Here is a 25,036-nt window from a genome sequence, read left to right as displayed (position 1 = left end):
CCGAACAGGAGGGCGGCGGTCGCAGCCACGACCACGAGCATGGCTATGCGCATAGCGCGTCCCCCCTGCTGCTCCACGAGCGGGTTGCCGGTGAGTCCTCTTGCCCCATGCTCGTCATCGGAGCAGCCGCAGCGGTCGGAGTCCGGCCCGGTCCGCCTCCCGTCGGGATTTCCTTTGCTTCAAGCCACTTGAACTCTCAAATAATTATGCTTTGATGATGCCCAGTCATGAGCCGTTGGGTCGGTAACAGGCTTTCATAGCCTGCGAGTTCCGGTATCCGTGCCCTATCAGCCCTCATCGACGCCATGCTCACCCCCCACCGAAAGGTCTCTCATGAGGACCTCTGTGTCAGCGATCGCCGCCGCTGCGGGTGCCGCGACCATCGCGCTGCTCGTACCCTCCACCGCGTTCGCCGCCTCTCCGCAAGAGGCAACCGAGCGGTCTGCTTCCCGTGTCGTCGCCAGCGACGCCTTCAGGGAAGCCCTGGCCGAGGGCACCGTTGTCGGCACTCAGGATTACTGCGAGCCGGGTGCCAACACCCCGGGGCGCTGCCACTGACCAAAGCGATCGATAAACCACCGGGCCGGCCGAACAGGTCGGCCCGGTGCGTTGCCCAACCGCATGTGACGGAAGAGACGGTGACTGCTCGTCATGGCCATGACGCACGCCCTCGTGGTGTCCCTGCGAAAAGCGGGGACACACCTCTTGAAGGAGGTGATGACCGGGTTCGGCTATTCCCTGCACGGGGAGATCTCGGCCGCCGTCGACACCTGGCCCAGCCTCAAGGGCGAGACGCTGTGGCGGGTCCTGACGGCGGTGTACGACGAAGACGAACTGCGTGGACTCACCACGAGCACGGACCGGGCCGCGGTGGACGCGGCCGTCACCGAGGGAGTCACCGCCTTCTACGCCGCCTGGCGTCACAGGCTCGGCATTCCCTGGCGGGGCCCGGCGGAGGAGGCTCCGCCACAGGAACTCGTGTCCAGGGTGCTGGCGCGGACCTCCGCCCTCCGCTTCGCGGACACTCCCCCGGGGGTCTGCTGGTTTCTGCACCAGCTGGACCCGCACCGGGCCGACGAGGCATTCCTCAACGAGTGGCTGGACACGGGAAGCCCTCGGATCGTCTTCAACTACCGCGATCCGCGCGATGTGCTTCTCTCCATGGTCAACTTCCTGTGCGGCGAGACCGGTCGGGGAGTCGGCCGCTTCACCGACCACCGGATCTACAGCGATGTCCTCAAGGCCGCGAGCAGCTTCGAGGAGCGCTTGACCATCGCCCTCACCGACCCCTGCTTCCCCGGCGCCGACGCCTTCGAACGAGGGCTGTGGCTCCTACGTCACCCTGCTGTCTGCAAGGTCTCCTTCGAGGAACTCGTCGGCCCGCACGGCGGCGGCTCGCGAGAACGCCAGTCGGCGGCAGTCCTGCGCATCGCCGGTTTCCTGGGTACGGGCAACAGCTCCGAGCATGATCACGCCGCGCTCGTCGGCAATCTCTTCAACGACCAGGCGTACTCGTTCCACCGGGGACGGATCGGCGCCTGGCGGGAGCACTTCACGCCAGAACACGAGAAACTCTTCGAGGAACGGTACGGCGCCGTCCTGGACGCCTACGGCTACCGCTGACCACGGAGCGTCGGCGCCGAGGAGGAGCCGCTGCCGAACTCCCTTTTCCGAGGCCGGGTGCAGCCGTCGTCGGCGTTCCGCTTTCCGGCGGGCTACGCGGCGAGGTGCGCGGCCAGCGTCTTGGCCTTGGCGACCGCGTCGTCGAACGCCTTGGCCCGGGATGCCTCCGCGAGGGGGATCAGCTCGCTCATCGAGGGGTTGGTGGGGGCCAGTGTCAGTTCCGGGACGATGAAGTCGACCTCCAGTCCGAGCATGGTGGACAGGAGCGCCGTCAGATAGTTCTGCACGTACTCCATGTGCTCGCGGGGCGTGCCCGGGGCGTAGGAACCGCCGCGGCTGGCGACGACGACGACCGGGGTGCCCTTGGTCTTCGAGTCCTCGGTCAAGGCGGTGCGGCCCATGAGGATGACGTTGTCCAGCCACGCCTTGAGGGTGGAGGGGATCGAGAAGTTGTACATGGGGGCGCCGATCAGGATCGCGTCGGCCCGCTCCAGCTCCACGATGAGTTTCTCCCGCTCGGCGAAGGCCGCGGCCTGCTCGGGGGTGTGCGTGGCCGGGTCGGCGAAGCCGGCGGTGTAGGCGGCGGCGCCGATGTGCGGTACGGGATCGGCGTGCAGGTCGCGGTAGACGACCGTGCCGTCCGGGTGCTGGTCCTCCCATGCCTTGCGGAAGGTCTCCGTCACCGCGCGCGATGACGAGGCACCGGCGGGGAACGCGGACGAGTCCAGGTGCAGCAGCGTAGCCATGGCAAGCTCCAGAGGGTCGCTTCGTTTTCGTACTCGACTACAGATATCACAGTCACTTACTTTTTCTCACCCCCTATCCCGGCCCGGTACCCTGGTGCTCATGGCGGAGCAGCAGGGCAACGACGTCGCGCAGAAGTGCCAGCAGGTCGACGAAGGCATCAGCCGCGTGTTCGCCCTGCTCGGCAAGCGGTGGAACGGCGTGATCGTGGCTGTCCTGATGCCGCATCCCGCGCACTTCGTCGAGCTGCGCAGGGCGATTCCCGGCATCAGCGAGCGCATGCTCTCCGACCGGCTCACCGAACTCGGCGCGGCCGGACTGGTGGTGCGCGAGGTCGACGAAGGGCCGCCGCTGCGCGTCACCTACCGGCTGACCGAAGCGGGGGCGGCGCTGAGACCGGCACTGCGGGAACTCAAGGAATGGTCCGACAGCCATCTGCCGAAGACCGAGCCGTGCGCCTGGACGGCGCGGAGCTAGCACGGCCGGCCCATGCCTGTTCAGCGGCGGGACGGGGTTCCCGATCTCGACTCCCCGGCCCTCCCAATCACCGGCGTCCCCGGTGAGCGACAACTGACGGCTGTGGCTACATCGGGCTACCGCCGTACCCTCGGCATCCCCAGCCCGATCCACGTGATGATCTCGCGCTGGATCTCGTTGTTGCCGCCGCCGAAGGTGAAGATGACGGCGGAGCGGTAGCCGCGTTCGAGTTCGCCGTGCAGGACGGCGCCGGCCGAGCCCTCCTGGAGGGCACCGGGGGCGGCGACGATCTCCAGGAGCCAGGCGTAGGCGTCGCGGCGGGCCTCGGAGCCGTAGACCTTGACGGCGGAGGCGTCCTGGGGGGTGAGGGTGTTGTTCTGGACGGCTTGCACCATCTGCCAGTTGAGGAGTTTCAGGGCGTCCAGTCTGACGTGCGTCTGGGCCAGGCGGCGGCGTACCCAGGGGAGGTCGATGACGCGGCGGCCGTCGGCGAGTTTGGTCTCGCCGGCCCAGCGCTGGACGTCCGCGAGGGCGCGGATCGCCATCGTGCCGTGGGCGGCGAGGGTGACGCGCTCGTGGTTGAGCTGGTTGGTGATCAGGCACCAGCCCTCGTTCTCGGCGCCGACGCGGTGGGTGACGGGGACACGGACGTTCTCGTAGTAGCTCGCCGTGGTGTCGTGGGAGGCGAGGGTGCGGATGACCGTGCAGGAGTAGCCGGGGTCGGTGGTGGGGACCAACAGCATCGTGATGCCCTTGTGGGGCGGGGCGTCGGGGTCGGTGCGGGTGGCGAGCCAGATCCAGTCGGCGGTGTCGCCGTTCGTCGTCCAGATCTTCTGGCCGTTGACGACGTACTCGTCGCCGTCGCGTACGGCCCGCGTCTTCAGCGCCGCGAGGTCGGTGCCCGCGCCTGGTTCGCTGTAACCGATGGCGAAGTCGATCTCGCCGGAGAGGACGCGGGGCAGGAAGTACGCCTTCTGCTCGTCGGTGCCGTAGCGCATGATCGTCGGGCCGACGGTGTTGAGGGCCATCAGCGGGAGGGGTACGCCCGCCTGGGCGGCTTCGTCGAAGAAGACGAACTGCTCGACAGGGGTCAGGCCCCGGCCTCCGTACTCCTTCGGCCAGCCGACGCCGAGCCAGCCGTCCGTGCCGAGGCGGCGGATCGTCTCCCGGTAGAAGCGTTTCGCGCCGACCGGGTCGGCGTGCCGGGAGTAGGCGTTGTCGGGCACCAACTCCGCGAAGTACTCCCGCAACTCCGCGCGCAGCCGCTGTTCTTCGGGGGTCTGGTCGAGGTGCACGGCGCCTCCTGGGTGGGCGGTGTCCTGAGGGCGCACACGGTAGAACGTGTTGCAGAAATAAGGAATGGCGGATCGCGTTGTCAGTGGGGGGCGGCACCATGGGGGCATGACGCACCGCCTGCACCTGATCGCCCCCGCTCTCTCCCCCGCCCTGCGTGCGGCGCGGTTCGACGACGGGGGGTCGCTCGATCCGGCGGGGGTGCGGGCGGCGCGGGCCGCGGCCGGTGGGGTGCCGGTCGCCGAGCGGGTCTGGTGTTCGCCGAGCGCGCGGTGCCGGGAGACGCTCGCCGCGCTCGGGCTGGACGGGCACGGCGGGCACGGCGGGGTGGAGGTGGCCGAGTGGGCCGGGCTGGACGCCGGGCGGTGGCGCGGGGAGTCGGTGGCGGAGGTGGGGGCCCGCGAGCCGGAGGCGCTCGCCGCATGGCTGTCCGATCCGGGGGCGGCTCCGCACGGCGGGGAGTCCGTGCGGGAGTTCTGCGCGCGGGTCGGGGGGTGGCTGGAGGGGGCCGCGGAGATGTCCGGGCGGACCGTCGCGGTGGTCGAGCCGGAGGTGGTGCGGGCCGTCGTCGTACGAGTGCTGGGGGCGCCGGAGGGGGCGTTCTGGCGGGTGGACGTCGAGCCGCTGGCGCGGGTGGAGGTCAGCGGGAGGAGCGGCCGGTGGAACCTACGGGTGGGGTGACCTGGGCAAGGCTCCCTGACGGGTCGACGTCGAGCCGCTGGCACGGATGGAGGCCAACGGCAGGAGCGGCCGATGGAACCTGCGAGTGGGATGACCTGAGCGAGGCTCCCCACGCACAGACCATCCGGCCCGGCGACCTCGCTCAGGCCATCCGGCCCGGCGACCCCGCCCAGATCACCCGACCCGACAGTCCCGCTCAGGCCACCCCGCGCGGTCACCCCGCCCAGATCACCCCGCCCGGCAACCCCGCTCACGCCACCCGACCGGGCAACCCCGCCCAGGTCACCCGAGCCGGCGACCCCGCTCAGGTCACCCTGCCGGGGGGGGCACCCCGTACACGTCACCCCACCCGGCCTCCCCGCCCCCGCCGCCCCGCGTCTCAGCCGATCTCGCGCTTGAGGATCTTGCCCGTCGACGTCATCGGCAGCGCGTCCACGAACTCCACCACCCGCGGGTACTTGTACGCCGCGAGCCGCTCCTTGGCCCACTCCACCAGCTCGGCCCCGGTCGCCTCGGCCCCGGCCTTGCGGACGACGACGGCCTTGATCTCCTCGCCGAGCGAGGCGTGCGGCACGCCGATGACGGCGACCAGGGACACCGCGGGATGCTCCATGAGGAGTTCCTCGATCTCCCGGGGGTACACGTTGAACCCGCCCCGGATGATCATGTCCTTGGCGCGGTCGACGATGTAGTAGAAGCCGTCGGAGTCCCGCCGCCCGAGGTCACCGGTCCTGAACCAGCCGTCGGTGAGGACCTCGGCGGTCGCGTCGGGCCGCTTGTAGTAGCCCTTCATGACGTTGTGCCCCTTGATGGCGATCTCCCCGATCGCGTCGGGCCCGCCCTCCAGGGGAGACCCGTCACCGTCGAGGAGCCGCATCTCCACCCCGGGCACGGGCACGCCGATCGACCCGACGCGGGGCTCCTGCCCGAGCCGGGAGAACGAGGCGGCCGGGGACGTCTCGGACAGCCCGTACCCCTCCAGGATGGTCACCCCGAACCGCTCCCCGAACTCCCGGTGCACCTCGTGCGGCAGCGCGGACCCGCCGGAGACGGCGACCCGGAGATTACGGGCGAGGGTCTCGACGTCCACGGAGTCGTCGAGCGCGCCGAGCAGCGCCCAGTACATGGTGGGGACGCCCCCGAAGAACGTGACGTTCTCGGACAGCATCAGCTTCAGCGCGGCCCCGGGCTCGAAGCGGGGCAGCATGACGATCGTCCCGCCGTACGCGAGCGCGCCGTTCTGGATGACGGTCTGCCCGAAGGAGTGGAACAGCGGCAGCACGCACAGGAACGTGTCCGGCCGCTCGACGGACGCCCCGAACAGCTCCTCGTCGATGAGGACGTTGTCGCGCATGTTGCGGTGGCGCAGCTCGGCGCCCTTGGGGCGGCCGGTCGTCCCGGAGGTGTAGAGGATGACGGCCGTGTCGTCCTCGTCGGTCTCCACCGTCGCGAAGACCGGCGGGCGCCCCGCCCACGGCAGTTCGCCCGTCGGGTCGACGACGAACAGCTCGACCCCGTCGACCTCGCCGACGGCCTCGCGCGCGTACTCCCCGATGGGCAGTTCGGGCGTCCCCGCGAACGCGATGAACGCCTTCGCGTCGGAGTCCTTCAGGTGGTAGGCCACCTCGCGCGGCTTGAGCAGCACGTTCAGCGGGACGACGGTCGCGCCCGCCTTGAGGATGCCGTAGTAGGCGAAGGTGAAGTAGGGCAGGTTCGGCATCGACAGGGCGACCTTGTCGCCGGGCCGGATCCCCGACTCCACCAGCAGGTTCGCGACCTGCGCGGCGGCCGCGTCGACCTGCGCGTACGACAGCCGCAGCTCGCCGAACACGATCGCGGTGCGCTCCGGGTGGTGGGCGGCCGAGTCCTCCAGGAACCCGGCGAGGTTGTACGCGGTCATGATCCGTCCGCCGTCCACTGGCACGGCATACGGCCTCCCTCATCTCAGGATCAACGCGGACGGTCCACACGAACCGTCCGGCAACGGACGCTAGTTGAGCGGACCTCGCGGTCGCAAGGATCTTGGTGTCAAAGGTGTGTGCAGGTCACAGGCTTGCGGCATGGTCGGGGACGTAGTTCTGGAGGTCGCGCGGCGGTCGGACGTACCCGGTCGACGGCGGGCGCTCCGGCAACTCCAGGACAGGCAGCGGGACTTCGTGGTAGGGCACCGAGCCGAGCAGGTGGGCGATCATGTTGAGGCGGGCGCGCTTCTTGTCGTCGCTCTCCACGACCATCCAGGGTGCCTCCGGGATGTCGGTGTGCACCAGCATCTCGTCCTTGGCCCGTGAGTACGCCTCCCAGCGGGTGATCGACTCCAGGTCCATCGGCGAGAGTTTCCAGCGCCGCACCGGGTCGTCGAGCCGCTTGCGGAAGCGGTCCTGCTGTTCGCCGTCGCTCACCGAGAACCAGTACTTCCGCAGCATGATCCCGTCCTCGACGAGCATCCGCTCGAAGATCGGGCACTGCCGCAGGAACCGCTGGTACTCCTCCTTCGTGCAGAACCCCATCACGTGCTCGACCCCGGCGCGGTTGTACCAGGACCGGTCGAGCAGGACGATCTCCCCGGCCGCCGGGAGGTGCTCCACGTACCGCTGGAAGTACCACTGCGTCCGCTCCCGCTCGGTCGGCTTCGGCAGCGCGACGACCCGGGCGACACGCGGGTTGAGGTGCTCGGTGACCCGCTTGATCGTGCCGCCCTTGCCGGCCGCGTCCCGCCCCTCGAACACGACGACGAGCCGCGCGCCCTCCGCCCGCACCCACTCCTGGAGCTTCACCAACTCGGTCTGGAGGCGCAGCAGTTCACTTTCGTACGCCTTCCGCTTGAGGGGACCCGCCGCTTTCATACCGCCTCTTTCCGCCGCCGCACAGGTGAACGCCCGAAGTCTAAGGAGGGGCTCTCGGGGAGTCGTACGCTGGCAGCCATATGGACGCCCGTCTCGCCGCCGCCCGCCTCACCGGCAGTCCCGCCCGCCGCGTCCGCCCCCTGTCCGGGACGGTCGCCGAGGTCGCTCTCGCCGATGGCCGCACGGTGGCTGTCAAGCGCGCCGACGCTCCCGGCGCGGCCCGCGCCGAGGCCGCCGGTCTGCGGTGGCTGGGGGCGGCGGGGGCGGTGGCGGTGCCCGAGGTGTACGGGGACGAGGTGTACGGGGACGAGGCGCCGTGGCTGGTGACGCGGTGGGTGGCTCCGGGCCGGCCGAGCCTCGGGGGCGCGGTCGCTCTCGGGCGGGGGCTCGCGGCGCTGCACGCGTCGGGGGCACCGGCGTACGGCGCGGGGCCGCCGGGCGGGCCGGGTGAGGCGTACATCGGGCTCGCCCCGATGCGGAATGTCCCCGGCGTCGAGTGGGCCGGGTGGTACGCCGAGCACCGGGTGCTGCCGTATCTGCGGGCCGCCGTCGACCAGGGGGCGATGGTCTCGCGCGACGCGGCCGAGGTGGAGGCCGCCTGCGACCGGCTCCCCGCCATCGCCGGGCCCGCCGAGCCCCCGGCCCGCCTGCACGGCGACCTCTGGAACGGGAACGTGCTGTGGGACACCGACGGGAACGCCTGGCTCATCGACCCCGCCGCGCACGGCGGCCACCGCGAGACCGACCTCGCCATGCTGCGGCTCTTCGGGTGCCCGTACCTGGAGGAGATCCTCGCCGGGTACGAGGAGGTGGCACCGCTGGCGCAGGGGTGGCGGGGGCGGGTCGGGGCGCACCAGCTGTTTCCGCTGATGGTGCATGTGGTGCTGTTCGGCGGGGCGTATGCGGGGCAGGCGGTGGAGGCGGCGCGGCGGGTGGGGTGAGGGGCCGACGCGTACGGCGGGTGGGGTGAGGGGCGGTTCGCCTCCTGCCCTCACCCCACCCCGGCTCCCCGAGCGGTCAGTGCGCGCCGAGCCCCCCGCCGCCGAAGGATCCACTGGACCCCGGCGACCACCTGCGCCGCTTCTTCGACGCGCTGGCCCTGGTCTGCATGTTGGTGAGTTCGTACGGAGTGAGGGCGTGGCCGCCCTTCTGGACCCTGGGCACCTCGTCGGGCTCCCGGTTCTCCAGGATCTCGTGAACCGCGCCTTCCGGCGGGAGGTGCGGCTGTTCCTCGGGGCGCGGGCACGGAGGCTCGCGGTCCCTGATACGCGCGCCCAGCCAGAACGCACCCAGCAGCATGGCCACGATGGCCACGCCGACCGCGAACAACGCCAGGCTGAGCAGGCCGCTCGGGGCGGCCAGCATGACGGATGCGGTACTCATATCCGACGAATACCCCCGAAACAGGAGCCGAACCCTCCGCCGGCCGACCAGGTGGCCCGCGTCCCGGACCGCACCGCTTCGGCACGGCAAGGCACGGCACGGCACGGCACGGCAAGGCACGACACGGCGAGGTCGGTTCTTGATCCCCACCCCCGCGAAAACCTAGCGCCGCTCACTTTTCCCACCTAGAGTCGGCCTCACCCACGCCCGCCACCCGTGAGGACCCGCACATGGACCGCCCCACCCCCCTCGACCTCGCCACGAAGACCTCCCTCCTCTCCGGCCACGACATGTGGACGACCGTCGACGCGCCCGACGCCGGCCTCCCCTCCCTCCTCCTGTGCGACGGCCCGCACGGCGTCCGCAAGCAGACCGGCGAGGCGACGGCGGTCTACGACAGCGAACCGGCGACCTGCTTCCCCCCGGCGGTGGCCCTCGCCTCCAGCTGGGACCCGGAGCTGCTGCGCCGCGTCGGCGAGGCCCTGGGCCGGGAGGCCCGCTCGCTCGGCGTGGACGTCCTGCTCGGCCCCGGCGTGAACATCAAGCGCTCCCCGCTGTGCGGCCGCAACTTCGAGTACTTCTCGGAGGATCCGCTGCTCAGCGGCGTACTCGGCGCGGCGCACGTGACCGGCGTCCAGAGCCAGGGCGTGGGCGCGTCGGTGAAGCACTTCGCGGCGAACAACCAGGAGACCGACCGCATGCGGGTCAGCGCGGACGTCGACGAGCGCACCCTGCGGGAGATCTACCTCCCGGCGTTCGAGCGGACCGTGAAGGAGGCCCGCCCGGCCACGGTGATGGCCGCGTACAACCGGGTCAACGGCGTCCACGCGACCCAGAACCACCACCTCCTCGCCGAGATCCTGCGCGAGGAGTGGGGGTACGACGGCCTGGTCGTCTCCGACTGGGGCGCGGTGGCCGACCGCGTCGCCTCGCTGATCGCGGGCCTCGACCTGGAGATGCCCGGCACGGGCGGCCGTTCGGACGCGGAGGTCGAGCAGGCGGTGCGGGACGGCCGCGTGGACGAGGCGGCCGTGGACACCGCCCTGGACCGCCTGCGCGACCTGGTCCGCCGGGTCCGTACAAAGGCCGCCCCCGTCGCGGTCGACCTCGACGCCCAGCACGCCCTGGCCCGCGAGGCCGCCGCCGACTGCCTGGTCCTCCTCAAGAACGACCACGCCACGCTCCCCCTCCCGCCGACCGCCCGGATCGCGGTCCTCGGCGAGTTCGCCCGGCACCCGCGCTACCAGGGCGGCGGCAGCTCCCACGTCAACGCCACCCGCGTCGACAGCCCCCTCGACGAACTCCGCGCCGAACTCCCGGACGCCCGCGTCGACTTCACCGACTCCCCGGCCGAGGCCGCCGACGCCGACCTCGCCGTGGTCTTCGCCGGTCTGCGCGAGGAGGACGAGTCCGAGGGCTTCGACCGCACCCACATCGACCTCCCGGCCGACCAGCTGGAGTTGATCCGCGCGGTCTCAACAGCCGCTCCCCGTACGGTGGTCGTCCTCCTGAACGGCAGCGTGGTGAGCCTGGAGGGCTGGTACGACGGTGTCGACGCCGTCGTCGAGGCGTGGCTGCCGGGCCAGGCGGGCGGGGGCGCCATCGCGGACGTCCTCACCGGCCGCGTGAACCCGTCGGGGCGGCTCGCGGAGACGGTCCCGTTCCGCCTCCAGGACACCCCGGCGTACCTCAACTTCCCCGGCGGGCAAGGGCATGTGCGCTACGGGGAGGGCGTGATGGTCGGGTACCGGTACTACGAGACCGCCGAGGTGGCCGTCCGGCACCCCTTCGGGCACGGTCTGAGCTACACGTCGTTCGAGCACACGGACTTCCGGGTGACGGCGACGGGCGCGGACACCGCGACGGCGTCGGTCACGGTCACCAACACCGGGGGCCGGTACGGCAAGCACGTCGTGCAGATCTACGTCGCCCCGGCGCCCCGTCCGGTACTGAGCCCCGTACGGGAGCTGCGCGGGTTCGCGAAGGTGGCACTGGCGCCCGGCGAGAGTACGACCGTCGAAGTCGCCCTGGACCGGCGGGCGTTCGCGTTCTGGGACATCGAGCGCGGGGACTGGACGGTGACGGCGGGCCGGTACGAGGTACAGCTCGGGCAGAACGCGCACGTGGTGCTCGCCTCGGCCGCCCTGGAGCTGGAGGGGGACGACTACTCCCGTCCGCTGACGCTGGATTCGCCGGTGGAGGAGTGGTTCGGTCACGCGGTCGCGGGTCCGGCGCTGCGCGAGGCACTGGAGGGCGGGGCGATGGTCGGGGACGACGTCCTGCGGATGATCGGGTCGATGCCGTTCAAACAGTTCCAGGGGTTCTTGCCGAAGCCGGTCCCGCAGGAGCTGCTGGCGCAGCTGATGGAGGCGTAGCCACCGTACCGAACCTAGCGTTTGCTTGGTCGGCATGGCTACTGTGTCGGCATGGCCCTCCAGTTGGACATGTCGGGAAAGGTCGTCCTGGTCACCGGAGGCACGCGCGGGGTCGGGGCGGGGATCGCGGAGATGTTCCTGAAGGCGGGCGCGCACGTCGAGGTGTGCGCCCGCAGCGAGCCGCCCGAACTCCCGGCGCACTTCAGCCGGTTGGACGTCCGCGACCCGGACCAGGTCGAGCGGTGGATCGAGGACGTGGCCCGGCGTCACGGCCGGGTGGACGTCGCCGTCAACAACGCGGGCGGCGCCCCGTACGCCGATTTCGCGGGCGCCTCCCCCGGCTTCCACCGCAAGGTGACCGAGCTGAACTTCCTGGCGCCGGTCTATGTGTGCCGGGCGGTGTTCCCGGTGATGGCGGACGGCGGGGTCGTCCTGAACGTGACCTCGATCAGTGCGCGCCGGGTGAGTCCGGGGACGGCCGTCTACGGGGCGGCGAAGGCGGCGCTGGAGAGCCTGACGGCGTCGCTGGCGGTGGAGTGGGCGCCCAAGGTCCGGGTGAACGCGGTGAGTTGCGGGCTGGTGGAGACGCCGGGGTCGATGGACCACTACGGCGACGCGGAGCAGGTCGCGCGGGTCGCGGCGACGATCCCCCGGGGCGTGTTCGCGCGCCCGGAGGATGTCGGGGGCGCGTGTGTGCTGCTGGCGTCTCCGCTGGCCGCGCATGTGACGGGGGCGGTGCTGAACGTGGACGGCGGCGGCGAGTGGCCGGGGTTCCTGCGGCACACGCCGAACGCGTGACGCGAGCCTTGATCGCTATGCTGAGCGCCCCCGGGACAAGAGCGCTGTACCGGGCGAGGCGGGAAGGAACGACGACATGGCGGTGAGACGCCCCGTCCGCACGGCGGCAGACAACGGGGGCTCCCCCAGGGCCGGTTCGGACCGCCGGGCCGAACTCCTGGGGATCGCCGCCGCGTTGTTCGCCTCGCGCGGCTACACCCAGACCACGGTCCGGGACATCGCCGACGAGGCGGGCATCCTCTCGGGCAGCCTGTACCACCACTTCGCGTCGAAGGAGGAGATGCTCGACGAGATCCTCCGCGACTTCCTCGGCCGCCTGCTGGAGCGTTTCGCGGCGATCGAGAAGGCGGAGCAGGACCCGCGCCGGGTCCTGGACCAGCTCGTCCAGCACTCCTTCGCCGTCATACACGAGACACCGGCGGCGGTCGCCCTCTACCAGAACGAGTCCGCCGCCCTGACCGGCCTGCCCCGGTTCGCGTACGTCGAGCAGTGGGGCCGCAAGATCGAGAAGATCTGGCTGCGGGCCATCACCGCCGGCCAGGAGTCCGGGGCGTTCCGCGCGGACGTCGACGCCCGCCTCACCTACCGTTTCATCCGCGACACGGTGTGGTGCTCGGTGCGCTGGTACCGCCCGCGCGGCAAGTTCCGCCACGAGGCGGTGTCCGAGCAGTACTTGAGGATCCTGTACGGGGGTCTGGTCACGGAGTGACGGGGACCTCCCGGCTGCGCAGGCCCCGGGGGTCGATCTCCTCGCGGATCAGGCGCAGTTCGGCCGGGCCGGGGAGCCGGGTCTCGGTGACGCCGGTCGCGTCGAGCGCGAACCCGGTGCGGGCGCGGACGTCGTCGACGGTGACGCCGGGGTGCACGGAGCGGATGCGCAGCTGTCCGTCGTCGCCGTAGTCGAGGACGGCCAAGTCGGTGACGACGACGCCGAGGTGATGGAACGTCAGCTTCTCCGCGCGGTCGTTGCCGACGCCGCAGACGACATCGACCTTCTCCACGAACACCTTCGGGGAGTGCCGGGGCACCCAGTAGTCGGTGCGGTGGTTGGCGGTGTTGCCGGGTGCGCCGCGTACGCCGATCAACTGGCGTGCGGGTTTGCGCCAGTTGCCGACGGCGGAGATGTTCTGGTTGCCGTAGCGGTCGATCTGGCTCGCGCCCATCATGCTCTGCCGGCGTCCGCTCTCCACGAGGTCGAAGATCCGGCCGAACGGCACCCAGCCCTCGACCACTCCCCCGTCGGCGGCCGTGCCTCCGAGGGGCGGGGGTTCGCTCATGCAGTACGCCTCGCCGTCGGAGAGGACCAGTTCGGGGCTGGTGGTGCGGCGGGCCAGCCGGGCGCCGATCATCGGGATCAGGCCGACGGCGTGCGCGAGGATCTCACCGGCGCCCTGCCAGGTGTCGGCGCAGGCGGCGGCGCACACTTCCGCGCGGGTGATCATCGCGCCTCCTCGGTGTGGAAGTCGGTGACGGCCTGCTGGTAGGCGTGTTCGTCGCCGTCCAGGAACCGTTTGCGGAACAGCTCCCAGGCGCCGGGGTCCTTGGCGGAGGCCGCGTAGTGGGCCTGGAACGCCTCGTCGCGCGGGTGGTCCGGCACACAGGACGTGAAGTGCGCGCCGTTCGGCGTCTCGATCACGCCGGTCACGAAGATGCGGCTGAGCAGCAGGGTCTGGGCGGTGCCTTCGGCGAGCAGGTCGGGGACGACGCGTTCGGCGCTGACGTAGCAGCGGTCGGCGGCGCGGGCGAAGAGGTCGTCGAAGTACGGGTCGGGGCCCAGGTACTGGGCGTTCCCGGCGGGGTCTGCGCGGTTCATGTGGATCAGGGCGAGGTCCAGCGGGAGCGCCTTCATCGCGACGTACTCCTCGCCCGTGTAGGGGGAGTCGACGGTTCTGAGGTCCGGGTTCATGGCCAGGACGTCGGAGCCGAGTCCGGCCCGGGTCGGCAGGAACGACAGCCGGCTCGCCGCCGCGCGCAGGCCGGTGACGACCATGCCCTCGTCGTACTCGGCGGTCTCGATCTCGCCGCGTTCGCGGGCGGCGCGGAAGTGGGGGTCGAGGGCGATGGAGTCCAACGAGACGAATCCGTAGACGAGTCTGCGGACTCTGCCCGCCGCGCAGAGCAGTCCGGCGTCGGGGCCGCCGAAGGTGACGACGGTCAGGTCCCGGGCGTCGCCGCGCAGGATCTCCCGGACCAGCGCCATGGGTTTGCGGCGGGAGCCCCAGCCGCCGATGCCGATCGTCATGCCGGACTCGACGACTCCGGCGAACTCCTCCAACCGCACTGTCTTGTCAGCCATGTTGACCCTCTCGGGGTTCGGCGTCGACCGTGTCCTACCAAACAAACGCTTGGTGGGTTACGGTAAATCGCCGTTCCGGCTCCGGACAAGCAGGGGGGCTCATGGACCTTCCCGAATACGTGCCCGGTCATGGGCTCCTCGCACAGAAGACGGTGGTCGTCACGGCCGCCGCCGGCGCGGGGATCGGGTCTGCGGTCGTACGGCGGTGTCTCGAAGAGGGCGCGCGCGCCGTGGTGTTGGGCGACGTCCACGAGCGGCGGCTGACCGAGGCGCACGAGGCGCTGGCGAAGGAGTTCGGCGCGGACCGGGTCGCGACCGCCGTATGCGATGTGACGGTCGAAGAACAGGTCGAGCGACTCCTCGATGCCGCCGACGTGTTCGGCGGTGTCGATGTGATGGTCAACAACGCGGGTCTCGGCGGGACGTGTTCGGTGCTGGAGATGGACGACGGCGCGTGGGCGCGGGTGCTGGACGTGACGCTCACCGGGACGTTCCGGTGCGTGCGGGCGGCCGGGCGGCGGATGGTGCGCGGCGGGCGGCGCGGGGTGATCGTCAACAACGCGTCGGTGGTGGGGTGGCGGGCGCAGGAGGGGCAGGCGCACTACGCGGCCGCGAAGGCCGGGGTGATGGCGCTGACGCGGTGCGCGGCGCTGGACCTCGCGGGGCACGGGATCCGGGTGAACGCGGTGTCGCCGAGTCTCGCGCTGCACCCGTTCCTGGAGAAGGTCACCAGCGCCGAGGTGCTGGAGCGGTTGACGGACCGGGAGGCGTTCGGGCGGGCGGCTCAGCCCTGGGAGGTGGCCAACGTGGTGGTGTTCCTCGCGAGCGGCTACGCCTCGTACCTGACCGGTGAGGTCGTCTCCGTCAGCAGTCAACACGCGTGAGGGGAGGGCCTGTTGTGGGACTTCGTACGCCGCTGTGCGAGCTGGTCGGGGTGCGGTATCCGATCGTGCAGACCGGGATGGGGTATGTCAGCGGGCCCGAGCTGACGGCGGCCACGGCGGCGGCCGGGGGGCTCGGGATCCTCGCGGGCGCGACGCTCTCGCTGGCGGAAACGCGGGACGCGATCCGGGCGGTGCGGGAGCGGACCGACGCGCCGTTCGGGGTGAACCTGCGCGGGGACGCGCCGGACGTGCTGGAGCGCGGGGAGTTGCTGGTGCGGGAGGGGGTGCGGGTCGCGTCGTTCGCGCTGGCGCCGCAGGAGCGGGTGATCCGGCGGCTCAAGGAGGGCGGGCTCGTCGTCGTACCGTCGGTGGGGGCGCGGCGGCACGCGGAGAAGGTGGCGGCCTGGGGGGTGGACGCCGTGGTCGTGCAGGGCGGTGAGGGGGGCGGGCACACCGGGGGCGTGCCGACGTCGATCCTGGTGCCGCAGGTCGTGGACGCGGTGGACGTGCCGGTGATCGCGGCGGGCGGGTTCCGGGACGGGCGGGGGCTGGTGGCGGCGCTCGCGATGGGGGCGGTGGGGGTCGCGATGGGGACGCGGTTCCTGCTGACCAGGGACAGCACGGTGCCGGACGCGGTGAAGGCCGAGTATCTGCGGCGGGGCGTGGACGGGACGGTCGTGACACGGGTCCTCGACGGGGTTCCGCAGCGGGTGCTGCGCACGGAGCTGGCCGAACGGCTGCTGCGGGAGCGGGCCTGGGGACGCGCCTGGAGGTCGGTGCGCAACGCCTCGGCGTTTCACCGGAGTTCGGGCATCCCGTGGCCGGACATGGTCCGTGAGGGGCTCGCCATGCGGCGCGGTCACGGCCTCGGGTGGTCGCAGGTCCTGATGGCCGCGAACACGCCGATGATGCTGCGGGCGTCGATGGTCGAGGGCCGGACGGACCTCGGGACGCTCGCGTCGGGGCAGGTCGCCGGAGTGATCGAGGACCTGCCGAGCTGTCAGGAGCTGATCGAGCGGATGGTCGCCGAGGCGGAGGCGGCCCTCGCGCGGCTCACGGAGTTCTCCAGCGATACGCGGCCTGTCACCTGAAGGGACAGCTATGGGTGCCGAGTTCATCACGGCCACCGTCGACGAGCGGGGCGTCGCCGAGGTCGTCGTCGACCGGCCGCCGGTCAACGCCCTTCCGGTGGCGGGCTGGTACGCCCTCGCGGACACGGTGACGGGCCTCGGCCGCGATCCCGCCGTACGGGTGGTGGTGCTGCGCTCGGCGGGGCGGGGCTTCAACGCCGGTGTGGACATCAAGGAGTTGCGGGCCGAGGAGGCGATCGTCGAGGTGAACCGGAGCTGCTTCGCCGCGTTCGCCGCCGTGTACGACTGCGCGGTGCCCGTCGTCGCCGCCGTGCACGGGTTCTGTCTGGGCGGCGGGGTCGGGCTGGCCGGCAACGCGGACATCGTGGTCGCCGCCGAGAGCGCCTACTTCGGGCTGCCCGAGGTGGACCGGGGAGCGCTGGGCGCGGGCACGCACCTCTCGCGGCTCGTGCCGGCGCATCGGGCGCGGGCGATGATGTACACGTGCGCGACCGCCACGGCCGCCGAACTCCACGCGTACGGCTCGGTGTTGGACGTCGTGCCCGAACCCGCGTTGCGGGCGCGGGCGTTGGAGGTGGCCGCCGAGATCGCCGGGAAGCATCCGGCGGTGATCCGGGCGGCGAAGGAGGCGTTCAACGGGATCGATCTGTGGGACGTGAAGCGGAGTTACCGCTTCGAGCAGGGGTTCACGTACGAGATGAACCTGTCGGGCGTGACCCGGCAGGAGCGGTTCGGGCTGGAGGGCTGATGGATCTGACCTGGAGCCCCGCCGAGCAGGCGTTCCGCCGGGAGGCCCGCGACTGGCTGGCCGCGCACGTGCCGCCGCGACCGCTCCCGTCCGGTGACACCCGCGAGGGTTTCATCGCCCATCTCGCCTGGGAGCGTGAGCTGTTCGCGGCCCGCTGGTCGGTCGTCTCGTGGCCCGAGGAGTTCGGCGGGCGCGGGGCGTCGCTGTGGGAGTGGCTGATCTTCGAGGAGGAGTACCACCGGGCAGGGGCTCCGGCCCGGGTCACCCAGAACGGCATCTTCCTGCTGGCGCCGACGCTCTTCCGGTACGGCACCCCCGAGCAGCGGGCCCGGCTCCTGCCCCGGATGGCGGCGGCCGAGGATCTGTGGGCGCAGGGCTGGTCGGAGCCGGAGGCGGGCAGCGACCTGGCGGCGATCCGCAGCCGTGCGGTCCGGACCGACGGGGGCTGGCGCCTGACCGGTCACAAGACGTGGACGACGCGCGGCGCCTTCTGCACCCACCTCTTCGGCCTGTTCCGCACCGACCCCGACGCCGCCCGGCATCACGGCCTCACCTACTTCCTGGTCCCGCTCGACGCCCCCGGCGTCACGGTCCGGGGCTTCCAACGCCTCGACGGGGACGAGGGGTTCGCGGACGTCTTCCTCGACGACGTCTTCGTACCGGACTCCGATGTCCTCGGCGAGGCCGGCCGGGGCTGGACGGTCGCCATGGCCACCACCGGCTCCGAACGCGGCCTCACCCTGCGCTCCCCCGGCCGTTTCCTGCACACCGCCGACCGGCTGGTGGAGCTGGCCCGCACGGTGGGCGCGGGGGCGCACCGGGACGACGTCGTGCGGGCGTGGATCGACGCGCAGGCGTACCAGTGGTTCACCCTGGAGCAGGTCACCGCGATCGTGGACGGCCGTGAGACCGGCGCCGAGGCGAGTCTCAACAAGCTGTTCTGGTCCGAGCTGGATGTGCGCCTGCACGAGACGGCCGCCGAACTCCTGGGCCCCGAGGCCGAGTTGGCGGGGCCGTGGAGCAAGGGTTTCCTCTTCTCGCTCGCCGGGCCGATCTACGCCGGCACGAACGAGATCCAGCGCAACATCGTCGCCGAGCGGCTGCTCGGGCTGCCCAGGAGGTGAGCGGATGCGTTTCTCCGTGGCCGAGGTGGACGCGGCGCTCGCCGAGGCGGCCGGCGGGGTGCTGGCCAAGCCCGACGTGTGGCGGATGCTCGCCGAGGTGGGGGTGCTGGGGGCGCTCGTGCCCGGGGAGGCGGGGCTCGACGAGAACTGTCTGCCGCCGCTGATGGAGACGCTCGGGCACAGCGGGGTGCCCGTTCCGGCCGCCGAGACGATCGCGGTCGGCGCCCCGCTGCTCGCCGGACTCCCGGTGCTGGCCGACGTGTTGGCCGGTTCGGCGCTGCTGACCGTGTCCTTCGGTGAGAACGCGCCGGTCCCGTTCGCGGCCCGCGCGGATCTCGTCGTCGTCGAGGACGCCGGTCGGCTGCTCCTGTTCCCGCGAGACGCGTTGGGCATCGAGCCCGTCGAATCAGTGGACCCGACCCGGCAGTTGGCGCGCGTCACTCACCCCGCGCGGGGCGGGGTGCCCCTCACCGACGACCCCGCCGAGATCGAAGTGGCCCGGCAGCGGGGGGTGTTGGCGACCTCCGGGCTCCTCGTGGGACTCGGGACGCGGATGGTCGAGCTGACCGTCGGCTATGTGCGGGAGCGGCAGCAGTTCGGGGTGCCGGTCGGGTCGTTCCAGGCGGTGAAGCACGCGTTGGCCGAGGTGGTGGTGGCGCTGCGGTTCGCGCGGGCGTCGGTGCTCGCGGCCGGGTGGGCGCAGGCGGCCGGGGAGAGGGACGCGCAGGTCCGGACGTCGGCGGCGAAGGTCCTCGCGTCGGAGGCGGCGCGCAGGGCCGCGCGGGCGGCGATCCAGTGCCACGGGGCGATCGGTTACACCACGGAGTACGAGCTGCACCGGTACGCCAAGCGGGCCTGGGCCCTGGCGGCGGACTGGGGTGGCCCGGCGGAGCATCGGGCCCTGATCGCCGGGCGGTTGGGCCTCTCGGAGAGCTGAGGAGTCGTGTCGTGATCTGTCAGGACCGGGTGGCCGTCGTCACCGGAGCGGGCCAGGGCCTCGGCCGTGAGCACGCCCTCGCGCTCGCCGCCGAGGGTGCCGCCGTCGTCGTCAACGACCTCGGCGCGGCGGCGAAGTCCGTCGCCGAGGAGATCACCGCGAACGGCGGCACGGCGGTCGCCGACCTCGGGGACGTCAGTGACTGGGCGTACGCCGAGGCCCTGATCCGCCGGGCCGTCGAGGAGTTCGGGGCGCTGCACGCGCTCGTCAACAACGCGGGCGTCAACCGGGACCGCATGCTGGTCTCGATGACGGAGGCCGACTGGGACACCGTCCTGCGGGTGGACCTCAAGGGCCACGCGGCCCCTCTCCGCCACGCCGCCGCCTACTGGCGGGACCAGGCGAAGAGCGGCCACCCGATCGCCGCCCGCATCGTCAACACCTCATCAGGGGCGGGGTTGTTGGGCAGCGTGGGCCAGGGCAACTACGCCGCCGCGAAGGCCGGCATCACCGCGCTCACCGTCGTCGCGGCGGCCGAACTCGCCCGGTACGGCGTGACGGTGAACGCTGTCGCCCCGTCCGCCCGGACCCCGATGACCGAGGCCGTCCCGGTGTTCGCGGAGCGCATGCGGGCGCCGGAGACGGGGTTCGACGCGATGCACCCGGGCAATGTGTCACCGCTCGTGGTGTGGCTGGCGTCCGCCGGGTCGGGCGAGGTGACGGGCCGTGTCTTCGAGGTCGAGGGCGGGGTGCTCAGCGTCGCGGACGGCTGGCAGCACGGTCCCCGGGTGGAGCGGGACCGGCGCTGGGTTCCGGGTGAAGTGGGCCCGGCGGTCAGGGAGTTGCTGACGCGGGCGCCGGATCCGGCGCCGGTGTACGGGGCGTGACCTCGTCCACCAACCCCCACTCCAGGGCCGTACCGGCGTCCAGCTCCCGCCCGGACAGCGCCAGATACAGCGTCCGGTGCCGCCCGATCCGGCGTGGAATGCTCACGGTCCCGCCGGCGCCGGGAATCAGGCCCATGTCGAGTTCCGGGAGCCGGACGCGCGTGCCGGGGGCCGCGAGCACCCGTCCCGCGAAGGCCGGCAGCTCGATGCCGGCGCCGATGCAGTGACCGTGCAGGCGAGCCGTCAACCGGTCCCGGACGGTGTGCAGTCGGCGCGCGGCGCCCGCGCTGACGCGGATCAGGTGGGCCGTGGCCAGGTCGGTGGCGGTGCCGAACTCGTCCAGGTCTCCGCCCGAACTGAACCCGGGCCCGTTCGCGTCGAGGAGCACTTCGCGGATGGTGAGATCCCGAACCGCCAGCTCCACGGCGGCGGTCAGGGCGTCCCGCAGTTGCGCGCTGTGGGCGTTGCGGCGGGCGGGATGGTTGAGGGTGATGCGCAGGACACCGCCCTCGCGGTCCACCAGTACCGGTTCCTCGGCGAGCGGGACCACGCGTGCCGCCCTGCTCTCCCGCCAGGTCCGGAAGCCCGACCCCCCGAGCAGCGTGGAGTACGCGAGGGACTCCGCCTCCAGCGCCTGCCGCACCGGCAGGTCCATCCGCAGGAGTTGACGGAGTGTCAGAGCGGCCTGCGGCTGCACGCCGACCCGTTCACGCAGCACCTCCGCCTCCGCCTGCGGATCATCGACCACGACGGCGTCGCGCTGCCCGTCCCCCGCACGTACGACGGTGAGGTCCAGCGCCTCCGACAACGCGTGCCCGGCCCGCGCGCCACGGCCGACCAGCAGCCGTTCCCCGTCCCGCGCCCGGCGTCCGGCCTCCCGCACCTCCGCCTGTGTCGCCGGACGGTCCAGGTCCACGACCAGCAGGGGCCGACGGGGGCGCCCGTCCTCGTCGAGGAGGTCGAAGTCGGCGGCGCCCGCCGCGAGGTCGGCAACAGAGATCACGGTGTTCACTGTGGTCGCCGCACCCCGGTCGGGTCTAGCATCCGGACATGATCGACCGGTCGGAAGCCGAGGACTGGGCGCGCAGCGGTGTGCCCCTGCTGACCGGTCACGCCGACGGCCCGCCTCTGCTGCCGCCGGGTGGAGCCGCCACGTTCGCGTCCCGCCTCACCGACCACATCGCCGCCGCCGGCGGCCCCCGCCTGGACGGCGCCCGGCTCCTCGCCGAGCGGGCCGCGCTGTCCGGCCGGGGCCGGCGTGGCCGCCTTTCGGTGGGCGGGAGTTGCCGCCTCCTGCCGACACGGGACGGCTGGGCCGCCGTGTCCGTCGCGAGGCCGGACGACCCCTTGCTGTGGGGCGCGCTGATCGAACGGGACTTCGGGCACCCGGAGTTGGCGGCCTGGCTCGCCGCGCACGACGGAACGGAACTCGACGAACGTGCCGAACTCCTCGGCGTGGCAGGCGGATCGGTCACCCCCCGCCCCGACCGCGCCTGCCCTCTCCCCGGCCGCCCCCACCCGGCCACCGATCTCCTCGTCGTCGACTTCAGCGCCCTCTGGGCGGGCCCCCTCTGCGCGCACCTCCTGGGCTTGTCCGGCGCCCGGGTGGTCAAGGTCGAGACCCCGTCCCGCCCGGACGGCGCCCGCTTCGGCGACCCCGCCTTCTACGACCTGCTGCACGCCGGCCACGAGTCGGTCGTCCTGGACCCCGCCGCCCCGCAAGGACGCGCCGCGCTACGGGAGTTGGTGGCCCGCGCCGACGTGGTGATCGAGGCGTCCCGGCCCCGCGCGCTGGAGGGGTTCGGGCTGGACGCGGCGGCCGAGGCGGCGCGGGGCTGCGTATGGGTGTCGATCACGGCGTACGGGCGAGGGTCGGGGCGGGTGGGGTTCGGGGACGACGTGGCGGCCGGGCGGGGGCTGGTGGCGGCCGACGGGTCGGGAGCGCCGGTGTTCGTGGGGGACGCGATCGCCGACCCGCTGACGGGGTTGCTGGCGGCGGCGCTGGTGCTGTCGGAGGCGCGGGGCGTGGTCTGGGACGTGGCGATGGGGGACGTGGTGTCCACATGCCTCTCCACACCGGGCGGGGACGCGGTCTCCACGTCCCTCTCCGCGCCGGGCGAGGTGCCGAACATCGTTCGCAGCAACGGCAGTTGGGCGGTTGACTGCGGTTCCACGACCCACCCGCTCCGCCCACCGCACCCACGCCGGCCGACGCGAGCCGCTGCGGCCGGTGGAGCCGATACCGCGCGGGTGCTGGGCGAGTTGGGGATCGACGCCCCGTGACCGGGCTGCTCATCCGGGACGCCGAGGTCGACGGCCGGCGGTCCGACGTACGGGTCGGGAAGGGGATCGTCGTGGACGTCGCCGCGCGGCTGTCGCGGGAACCCGGCGAGGAGGTCGTCGAGGCTCAAGGCGGGGCGCTGATGCCCGGGTTGACGGACCATCATCTCCACCTGTTCGCGCTGGCCGCGTCCTTCGCCTCGGTGGACTGCGCCCGGGGGATCGGGGAGGCGCTGCGGAAGGCGGTGCCCGATCGGCACGGGTGGGTCAGGGGGGTGCGGTTCGGCGGGGAGCTGGACGCCGTGGCGCTGGACGCGCTGCGGGCCGACGTACCTGTCCGTGTGCAGCATCGCAGCGGGGCCCTGTGGATGCTCAACTCCCTTGCCTGCACGGCTGTCGGGCTCGATCGGGCGGATCATCCGGGGGTCGAGCGTGACGCCGGCGGGCGTCCTACCGGGCGGCTGTGGCGGGCGGACGACTGGCTGCGGGGGCGGCTTCCGGCGGAGCCCGTGCCGTCGTTGGCGGAGGTCGGGCGGCGGCTCGCCGGGTACGGGATCACGGCCGTCACGGACGCGACGCCGCGCCTGTCGCCCGGTGCTGTCGCCGCGCTGGAGGAGGAGAGGGCGAGCGGGCGGCTGCCGCAGCGGCTGGTCATGCTCGGTGCGCCGGGGTCGACGCCTCGACTGCCGTGGAAAATAGTCCTCCCCGACTCCGCGCTGCCCGAACTCCCCGATCTGGTCGCCGAGATCGCGGAGGCTCACGGCAAGGCCCGCCCGGTCGCCGTCCACACCGTCACCGACGTCTCCCTGGCCCTGCTCCTCGCCGCCCTCCAGCAGGCCGGCCCCCTCCCCGGCGACCGGCTCGAACACGCGGCGCTGGTCCCGGAGGGCGCCCTCGGTGTCGTACGGAGTCTGGGGTTGCGGGTCGTGACTCAGCCCGGTTTTCTCGTGGACCGGGGGGACGTGTTCCTCGACGGTACGCCTGCCGGTCAGTACAACTGCCTTTACCGGCACGGGTCGTTGCTGCGGGCCGGGGTACCGGTCGCGTTGTCGAGCGATGCGCCGTACGGGCCGGTGGACCCGTGGGCGGTGATGCGGGCGGCGATGGAGCGGCGGGCGCCGGACGGGAGGGTCGTCGGGGCGGGTGAGCGGGTGACGGGGGCGCAGGCGCTCGCCGGGTATCTGGCGGGCACGCCCGGGGTGGTGCCCGGCGGGGCGGCGGATCTCGTGCTGCTGCGGGTGCCGCTCGGGGAGGCGCTGGCCCGCCCTTCGGCGGAGTTCGTGCGGCGGACGTTCATCGCGGGACAGTCATCGGATGTGTAGCGAGATCCACCAGGAGTGATCACCCGTCCGGGCGCTCCCCAAACGTTCATGTCCGTTAGCCGAATTGAAGCCGACGCGAGTCTTGTCACTGCGGGCGACGGCATCGTAACGTCCTCGGCATTCCGAGATACATCGGAGGAATCACGGCTCAGGGGAGATCACGGCAATGACGCCCGCTCGTATCCGCTCGACCGCCGCCGCCACCGCCGTCCTCGCGGTGCTCGCTCTCGCCACCGCCTGCAACCGCGAGAGCTCGGACTCGTCCTCGTCGGGCGGGAAGTCGCCCGTCGGGATCGATCTCCCGCGCTCCGACTCCGACTTCTGGAATTCCTACGCCCAGTACCTCAAGAAGGACATCAAGGCGGACGGCATCGACGCGCTGCCGCTGAGCAATTCGCAGAACGACGTGACCAAACTCGTCGCGAACGTCCAGGTGTTCCGCAACACGGGCGCCAAGGCGGTGGTGATGGCGCCGCAGGACACGGGCGCGATCGCCTCCACGTTGGACAGCCTGTCGGCGGCGAAGATCCCGGTGGTGAGCGTCGACACCCGCCCGGACAAGGGCGACGTGTACATGGTGGTGCGCGCGGACAACCGGGCGTACGGCACGAAGGCGTGCGAGTTCCTCGGCAAGCAGCTCGGCGGGCAGGGGAAGGTCGCCGAGCTGCAGGGGGCGTTGGACTCCATCAACGGGCGGGACCGCTCGGAGGCGTTCGCGGCGTGCATGAAGGCCAAGTTCCCCAAGATCCAGGTGTTCGAGCTGCCGACGGACTGGAAGGGCGACGTCGCCTCGGCGAAGCTCCAGTCGCTGCTGGCCCAGCACCCGGACCTGAACGGCATCTACATGCAGGCCGGCGGTGTCTTCCTCCAGCCGACGCTGGCGCTCCTGGAGCAGAAGAAGCTGCTGAAGCCGGCCGGGCAGCCGGGGCACATCAGCATCGTCTCCAACGACGGCATCCCGCAGGAGTTCGACGCGATCCGCAAGGGGCAGATCGACGCGACGGTCTCCCAGCCCGCCGACCTGTACGCCAAGTACGCGCTGTACTACGCGAAGGCGGCGACCGAGGGGAAGACGTTCGCGCCGGGGGCGACCGACCACGGCTCCACGATCATCAAGATCCCCAATGGACTTGAGGACCAGCTTCCGGCGCCGCTGGTGACCAAGGCGAACGTCGACGACAAGACCCTGTGGGGCAACAGCATCGGCTGAGGCGAGCAGAGGAAAGAGGCGGGAAGAAGCGGGAAGCTGA

General features: G+C 72.0%; 25 protein-coding genes. 17 read left to right on the top strand and 8 right to left on the bottom strand.

Annotated elements, in window-relative coordinates; genetic code table 11:
• Positions 1-333: 333 nt before the first annotated feature.
• Both ACLZOT_RS39875 and ACLZOT_RS39870 read left to right on the top strand, forming a co-directional pair.
• Entirely contained in the window at positions 334-558 is a 225-nt protein-coding gene (locus tag ACLZOT_RS39875) for a hypothetical protein (RefSeq protein ID WP_416974075.1), read from the top strand.
• A gap of 93 nt (positions 559-651) precedes the next feature.
• Positions 652-1,623 (top strand): hypothetical protein, encoded by a 972-nt coding sequence (locus tag ACLZOT_RS39870; RefSeq protein ID WP_416974074.1) that lies wholly within the window; start codon positions 652-654, stop codon positions 1,621-1,623.
• Between the two features lie 92 nt (positions 1,624-1,715).
• On the opposite strand, the gene ACLZOT_RS39865 is transcribed toward ACLZOT_RS39870, so the two are convergent.
• Positions 1,716-2,369, bottom strand: coding sequence for an FMN-dependent NADH-azoreductase (locus tag ACLZOT_RS39865; RefSeq protein ID WP_416974073.1), 654 nt, complete (start codon positions 2,367-2,369; stop codon positions 1,716-1,718).
• Between the two features lie 100 nt (positions 2,370-2,469).
• Between ACLZOT_RS39865 and ACLZOT_RS39860 the strand changes: the two genes are divergently transcribed.
• The gene (locus tag ACLZOT_RS39860; protein ID WP_416974072.1) at positions 2,470-2,844 is read left to right on the top strand and encodes a winged helix-turn-helix transcriptional regulator; all 375 of its coding nucleotides are present in this window, start codon (positions 2,470-2,472) and stop codon (positions 2,842-2,844) included.
• Positions 2,845-2,960: 116 nt separating this feature from the next.
• Here ACLZOT_RS39860 and ACLZOT_RS39855 read toward each other — a convergent pair whose 3' ends face one another.
• Positions 2,961-4,139 carry an acyl-CoA dehydrogenase family protein gene (locus ACLZOT_RS39855; RefSeq protein WP_416974071.1) on the bottom strand — a complete coding sequence of 393 codons (1,179 nt, stop codon included), beginning with the start codon at positions 4,137-4,139 and terminating at the stop codon, positions 2,961-2,963.
• Positions 4,140-4,245: 106 nt separating this feature from the next.
• Here ACLZOT_RS39855 and ACLZOT_RS39850 point away from each other — a divergent pair, with 106 nt between their 5' ends.
• A complete protein-coding gene (locus ACLZOT_RS39850; RefSeq protein ID WP_416974070.1) occupies positions 4,246-4,818 on the top strand; it encodes a histidine phosphatase family protein in 573 nt (190 codons plus the stop codon).
• Positions 4,819-5,197: 379 nt separating this feature from the next.
• Here the strand turns inward: ACLZOT_RS39850 and ACLZOT_RS39845 are convergent, their stop codons facing one another.
• Together ACLZOT_RS39845 and ppk2 are read right to left on the bottom strand one after the other, a co-directional pair.
• On the bottom strand, positions 5,198-6,718 hold the full coding sequence (locus ACLZOT_RS39845; RefSeq protein WP_416974069.1) for a long-chain-fatty-acid--CoA ligase: 1,521 nt from the start codon (positions 6,716-6,718) through the stop codon (positions 5,198-5,200).
• A 145-nt stretch (positions 6,719-6,863) separates the two neighbouring features.
• Positions 6,864-7,661, bottom strand: a complete 798-nt coding sequence (ppk2, locus tag ACLZOT_RS39840; protein WP_416974068.1) for a polyphosphate kinase 2 — start codon at positions 7,659-7,661, stop codon at positions 6,864-6,866.
• 80 nt (positions 7,662-7,741) lie between these two features.
• On the opposite strand from ppk2, the gene ACLZOT_RS39835 reads away from it, so the two are divergent.
• Positions 7,742-8,602 carry a fructosamine kinase family protein gene (locus ACLZOT_RS39835; protein WP_416974067.1) on the top strand — a complete coding sequence of 287 codons (861 nt, stop codon included), beginning with the start codon at positions 7,742-7,744 and terminating at the stop codon, positions 8,600-8,602.
• 76 nt (positions 8,603-8,678) lie between these two features.
• On the opposite strand, the gene ACLZOT_RS39830 is transcribed toward ACLZOT_RS39835, so the two are convergent.
• Positions 8,679-9,044 carry a DUF6479 family protein gene (locus tag ACLZOT_RS39830; RefSeq protein ID WP_416974066.1) on the bottom strand — a complete coding sequence of 122 codons (366 nt, stop codon included), beginning with the start codon at positions 9,042-9,044 and terminating at the stop codon, positions 8,679-8,681.
• Positions 9,045-9,274: 230 nt separating this feature from the next.
• On the opposite strand from ACLZOT_RS39830, the gene ACLZOT_RS39825 reads away from it, so the two are divergent.
• From ACLZOT_RS39825 to ACLZOT_RS39815, 3 genes are all read left to right on the top strand, one after another.
• Positions 9,275-11,419 carry a beta-glucosidase gene (locus ACLZOT_RS39825; RefSeq protein ID WP_416974065.1) on the top strand — a complete coding sequence of 715 codons (2,145 nt, stop codon included), beginning with the start codon at positions 9,275-9,277 and terminating at the stop codon, positions 11,417-11,419.
• 51 nt (positions 11,420-11,470) lie between these two features.
• Positions 11,471-12,217 carry an SDR family oxidoreductase gene (locus ACLZOT_RS39820; protein WP_416974064.1) on the top strand — a complete coding sequence of 249 codons (747 nt, stop codon included), beginning with the start codon at positions 11,471-11,473 and terminating at the stop codon, positions 12,215-12,217.
• Between the two features lie 76 nt (positions 12,218-12,293).
• The gene (locus ACLZOT_RS39815; protein ID WP_416974063.1) at positions 12,294-12,926 is read left to right on the top strand and encodes a TetR/AcrR family transcriptional regulator; all 633 of its coding nucleotides are present in this window, start codon (positions 12,294-12,296) and stop codon (positions 12,924-12,926) included.
• Here ACLZOT_RS39815 and ACLZOT_RS39810 read toward each other — a convergent pair.
• Both ACLZOT_RS39810 and ACLZOT_RS39805 read right to left on the bottom strand, forming a co-directional pair.
• Positions 12,916-13,659 (bottom strand): CoA-transferase subunit beta, encoded by a 744-nt coding sequence (locus ACLZOT_RS39810; RefSeq protein WP_416974062.1) that lies wholly within the window; start codon positions 13,657-13,659, stop codon positions 12,916-12,918. The genes ACLZOT_RS39815 and ACLZOT_RS39810 overlap by 11 nt on opposite strands.
• Complete coding sequence (locus ACLZOT_RS39805; protein ID WP_416974061.1) at positions 13,656-14,513, bottom strand: CoA transferase subunit A; 858 nt, start codon at positions 14,511-14,513, stop codon at positions 13,656-13,658. Before ACLZOT_RS39805 ends, ACLZOT_RS39810 begins: the two co-directional genes overlap by 4 nt.
• 101 nt (positions 14,514-14,614) lie before the next feature.
• Between ACLZOT_RS39805 and ACLZOT_RS39800 the strand changes: the two genes are divergently transcribed.
• From ACLZOT_RS39800 to ACLZOT_RS39775, 6 genes are read left to right on the top strand one after another with little or no spacing between them, the layout of a single operon-like run.
• Positions 14,615-15,397, top strand: a complete 783-nt coding sequence (locus ACLZOT_RS39800) for an SDR family oxidoreductase (RefSeq protein ID WP_416974060.1) — start codon at positions 14,615-14,617, stop codon at positions 15,395-15,397.
• Between the two features lie 14 nt (positions 15,398-15,411).
• The gene (locus tag ACLZOT_RS39795; protein ID WP_416974059.1) at positions 15,412-16,488 is read left to right on the top strand and encodes an NAD(P)H-dependent flavin oxidoreductase; all 1,077 of its coding nucleotides are present in this window, start codon (positions 15,412-15,414) and stop codon (positions 16,486-16,488) included.
• A gap of 10 nt (positions 16,489-16,498) precedes the next feature.
• Complete coding sequence (locus ACLZOT_RS39790) at positions 16,499-17,236, top strand: enoyl-CoA hydratase family protein (protein ID WP_416974058.1); 738 nt, start codon at positions 16,499-16,501, stop codon at positions 17,234-17,236.
• Positions 17,236-18,360 (top strand): acyl-CoA dehydrogenase family protein, encoded by a 1,125-nt coding sequence (locus ACLZOT_RS39785; protein WP_416974057.1) that lies wholly within the window; start codon positions 17,236-17,238, stop codon positions 18,358-18,360. The genes ACLZOT_RS39790 and ACLZOT_RS39785 overlap by 1 nt, the downstream gene beginning before the upstream one ends.
• A gap of 4 nt (positions 18,361-18,364) precedes the next feature.
• On the top strand, positions 18,365-19,297 hold the full coding sequence (locus tag ACLZOT_RS39780) for an acyl-CoA dehydrogenase family protein (protein ID WP_416974056.1): 933 nt from the start codon (positions 18,365-18,367) through the stop codon (positions 19,295-19,297).
• Positions 19,298-19,308: 11 nt separating this feature from the next.
• Positions 19,309-20,184, top strand: a complete 876-nt coding sequence (locus ACLZOT_RS39775; protein WP_416974055.1) for an SDR family oxidoreductase — start codon at positions 19,309-19,311, stop codon at positions 20,182-20,184.
• Here ACLZOT_RS39775 and ACLZOT_RS39770 read toward each other — a convergent pair.
• Positions 20,132-21,187 carry an enoyl-CoA hydratase/isomerase family protein gene (locus ACLZOT_RS39770; RefSeq protein WP_416974054.1) on the bottom strand — a complete coding sequence of 352 codons (1,056 nt, stop codon included), beginning with the start codon at positions 21,185-21,187 and terminating at the stop codon, positions 20,132-20,134. The two genes, ACLZOT_RS39775 and ACLZOT_RS39770, sit on opposite strands and share 53 nt — an antisense overlap.
• 47 nt (positions 21,188-21,234) lie before the next feature.
• On the opposite strand from ACLZOT_RS39770, the gene ACLZOT_RS39765 reads away from it, so the two are divergent.
• From ACLZOT_RS39765 to ACLZOT_RS39755, 3 genes are all read left to right on the top strand, one after another.
• Entirely contained in the window at positions 21,235-22,467 is a 1,233-nt protein-coding gene (locus ACLZOT_RS39765) for a CoA transferase (protein ID WP_416974053.1), read from the top strand.
• Positions 22,464-23,786 carry an amidohydrolase family protein gene (locus ACLZOT_RS39760; protein WP_416974052.1) on the top strand — a complete coding sequence of 441 codons (1,323 nt, stop codon included), beginning with the start codon at positions 22,464-22,466 and terminating at the stop codon, positions 23,784-23,786. Before ACLZOT_RS39765 ends, ACLZOT_RS39760 begins: the two co-directional genes overlap by 4 nt.
• Positions 23,787-23,952: 166 nt before the next feature.
• Positions 23,953-24,996, top strand: coding sequence for a sugar ABC transporter substrate-binding protein (locus ACLZOT_RS39755; protein ID WP_416974051.1), 1,044 nt, complete (start codon positions 23,953-23,955; stop codon positions 24,994-24,996).
• Positions 24,997-25,036 lie beyond the last annotated feature (40 nt).

This window comes from Streptomyces sp. 4F14 (assembly GCF_048159485.1).
In the GTDB taxonomy this organism is placed as follows: Bacteria; Actinomycetota; Actinomycetes; order Streptomycetales; family Streptomycetaceae; genus Streptomyces.
The sequence above is the reverse complement of the archived record's forward strand: the minus strand, read 5'-3'. Positions and strand labels throughout refer to the sequence as shown.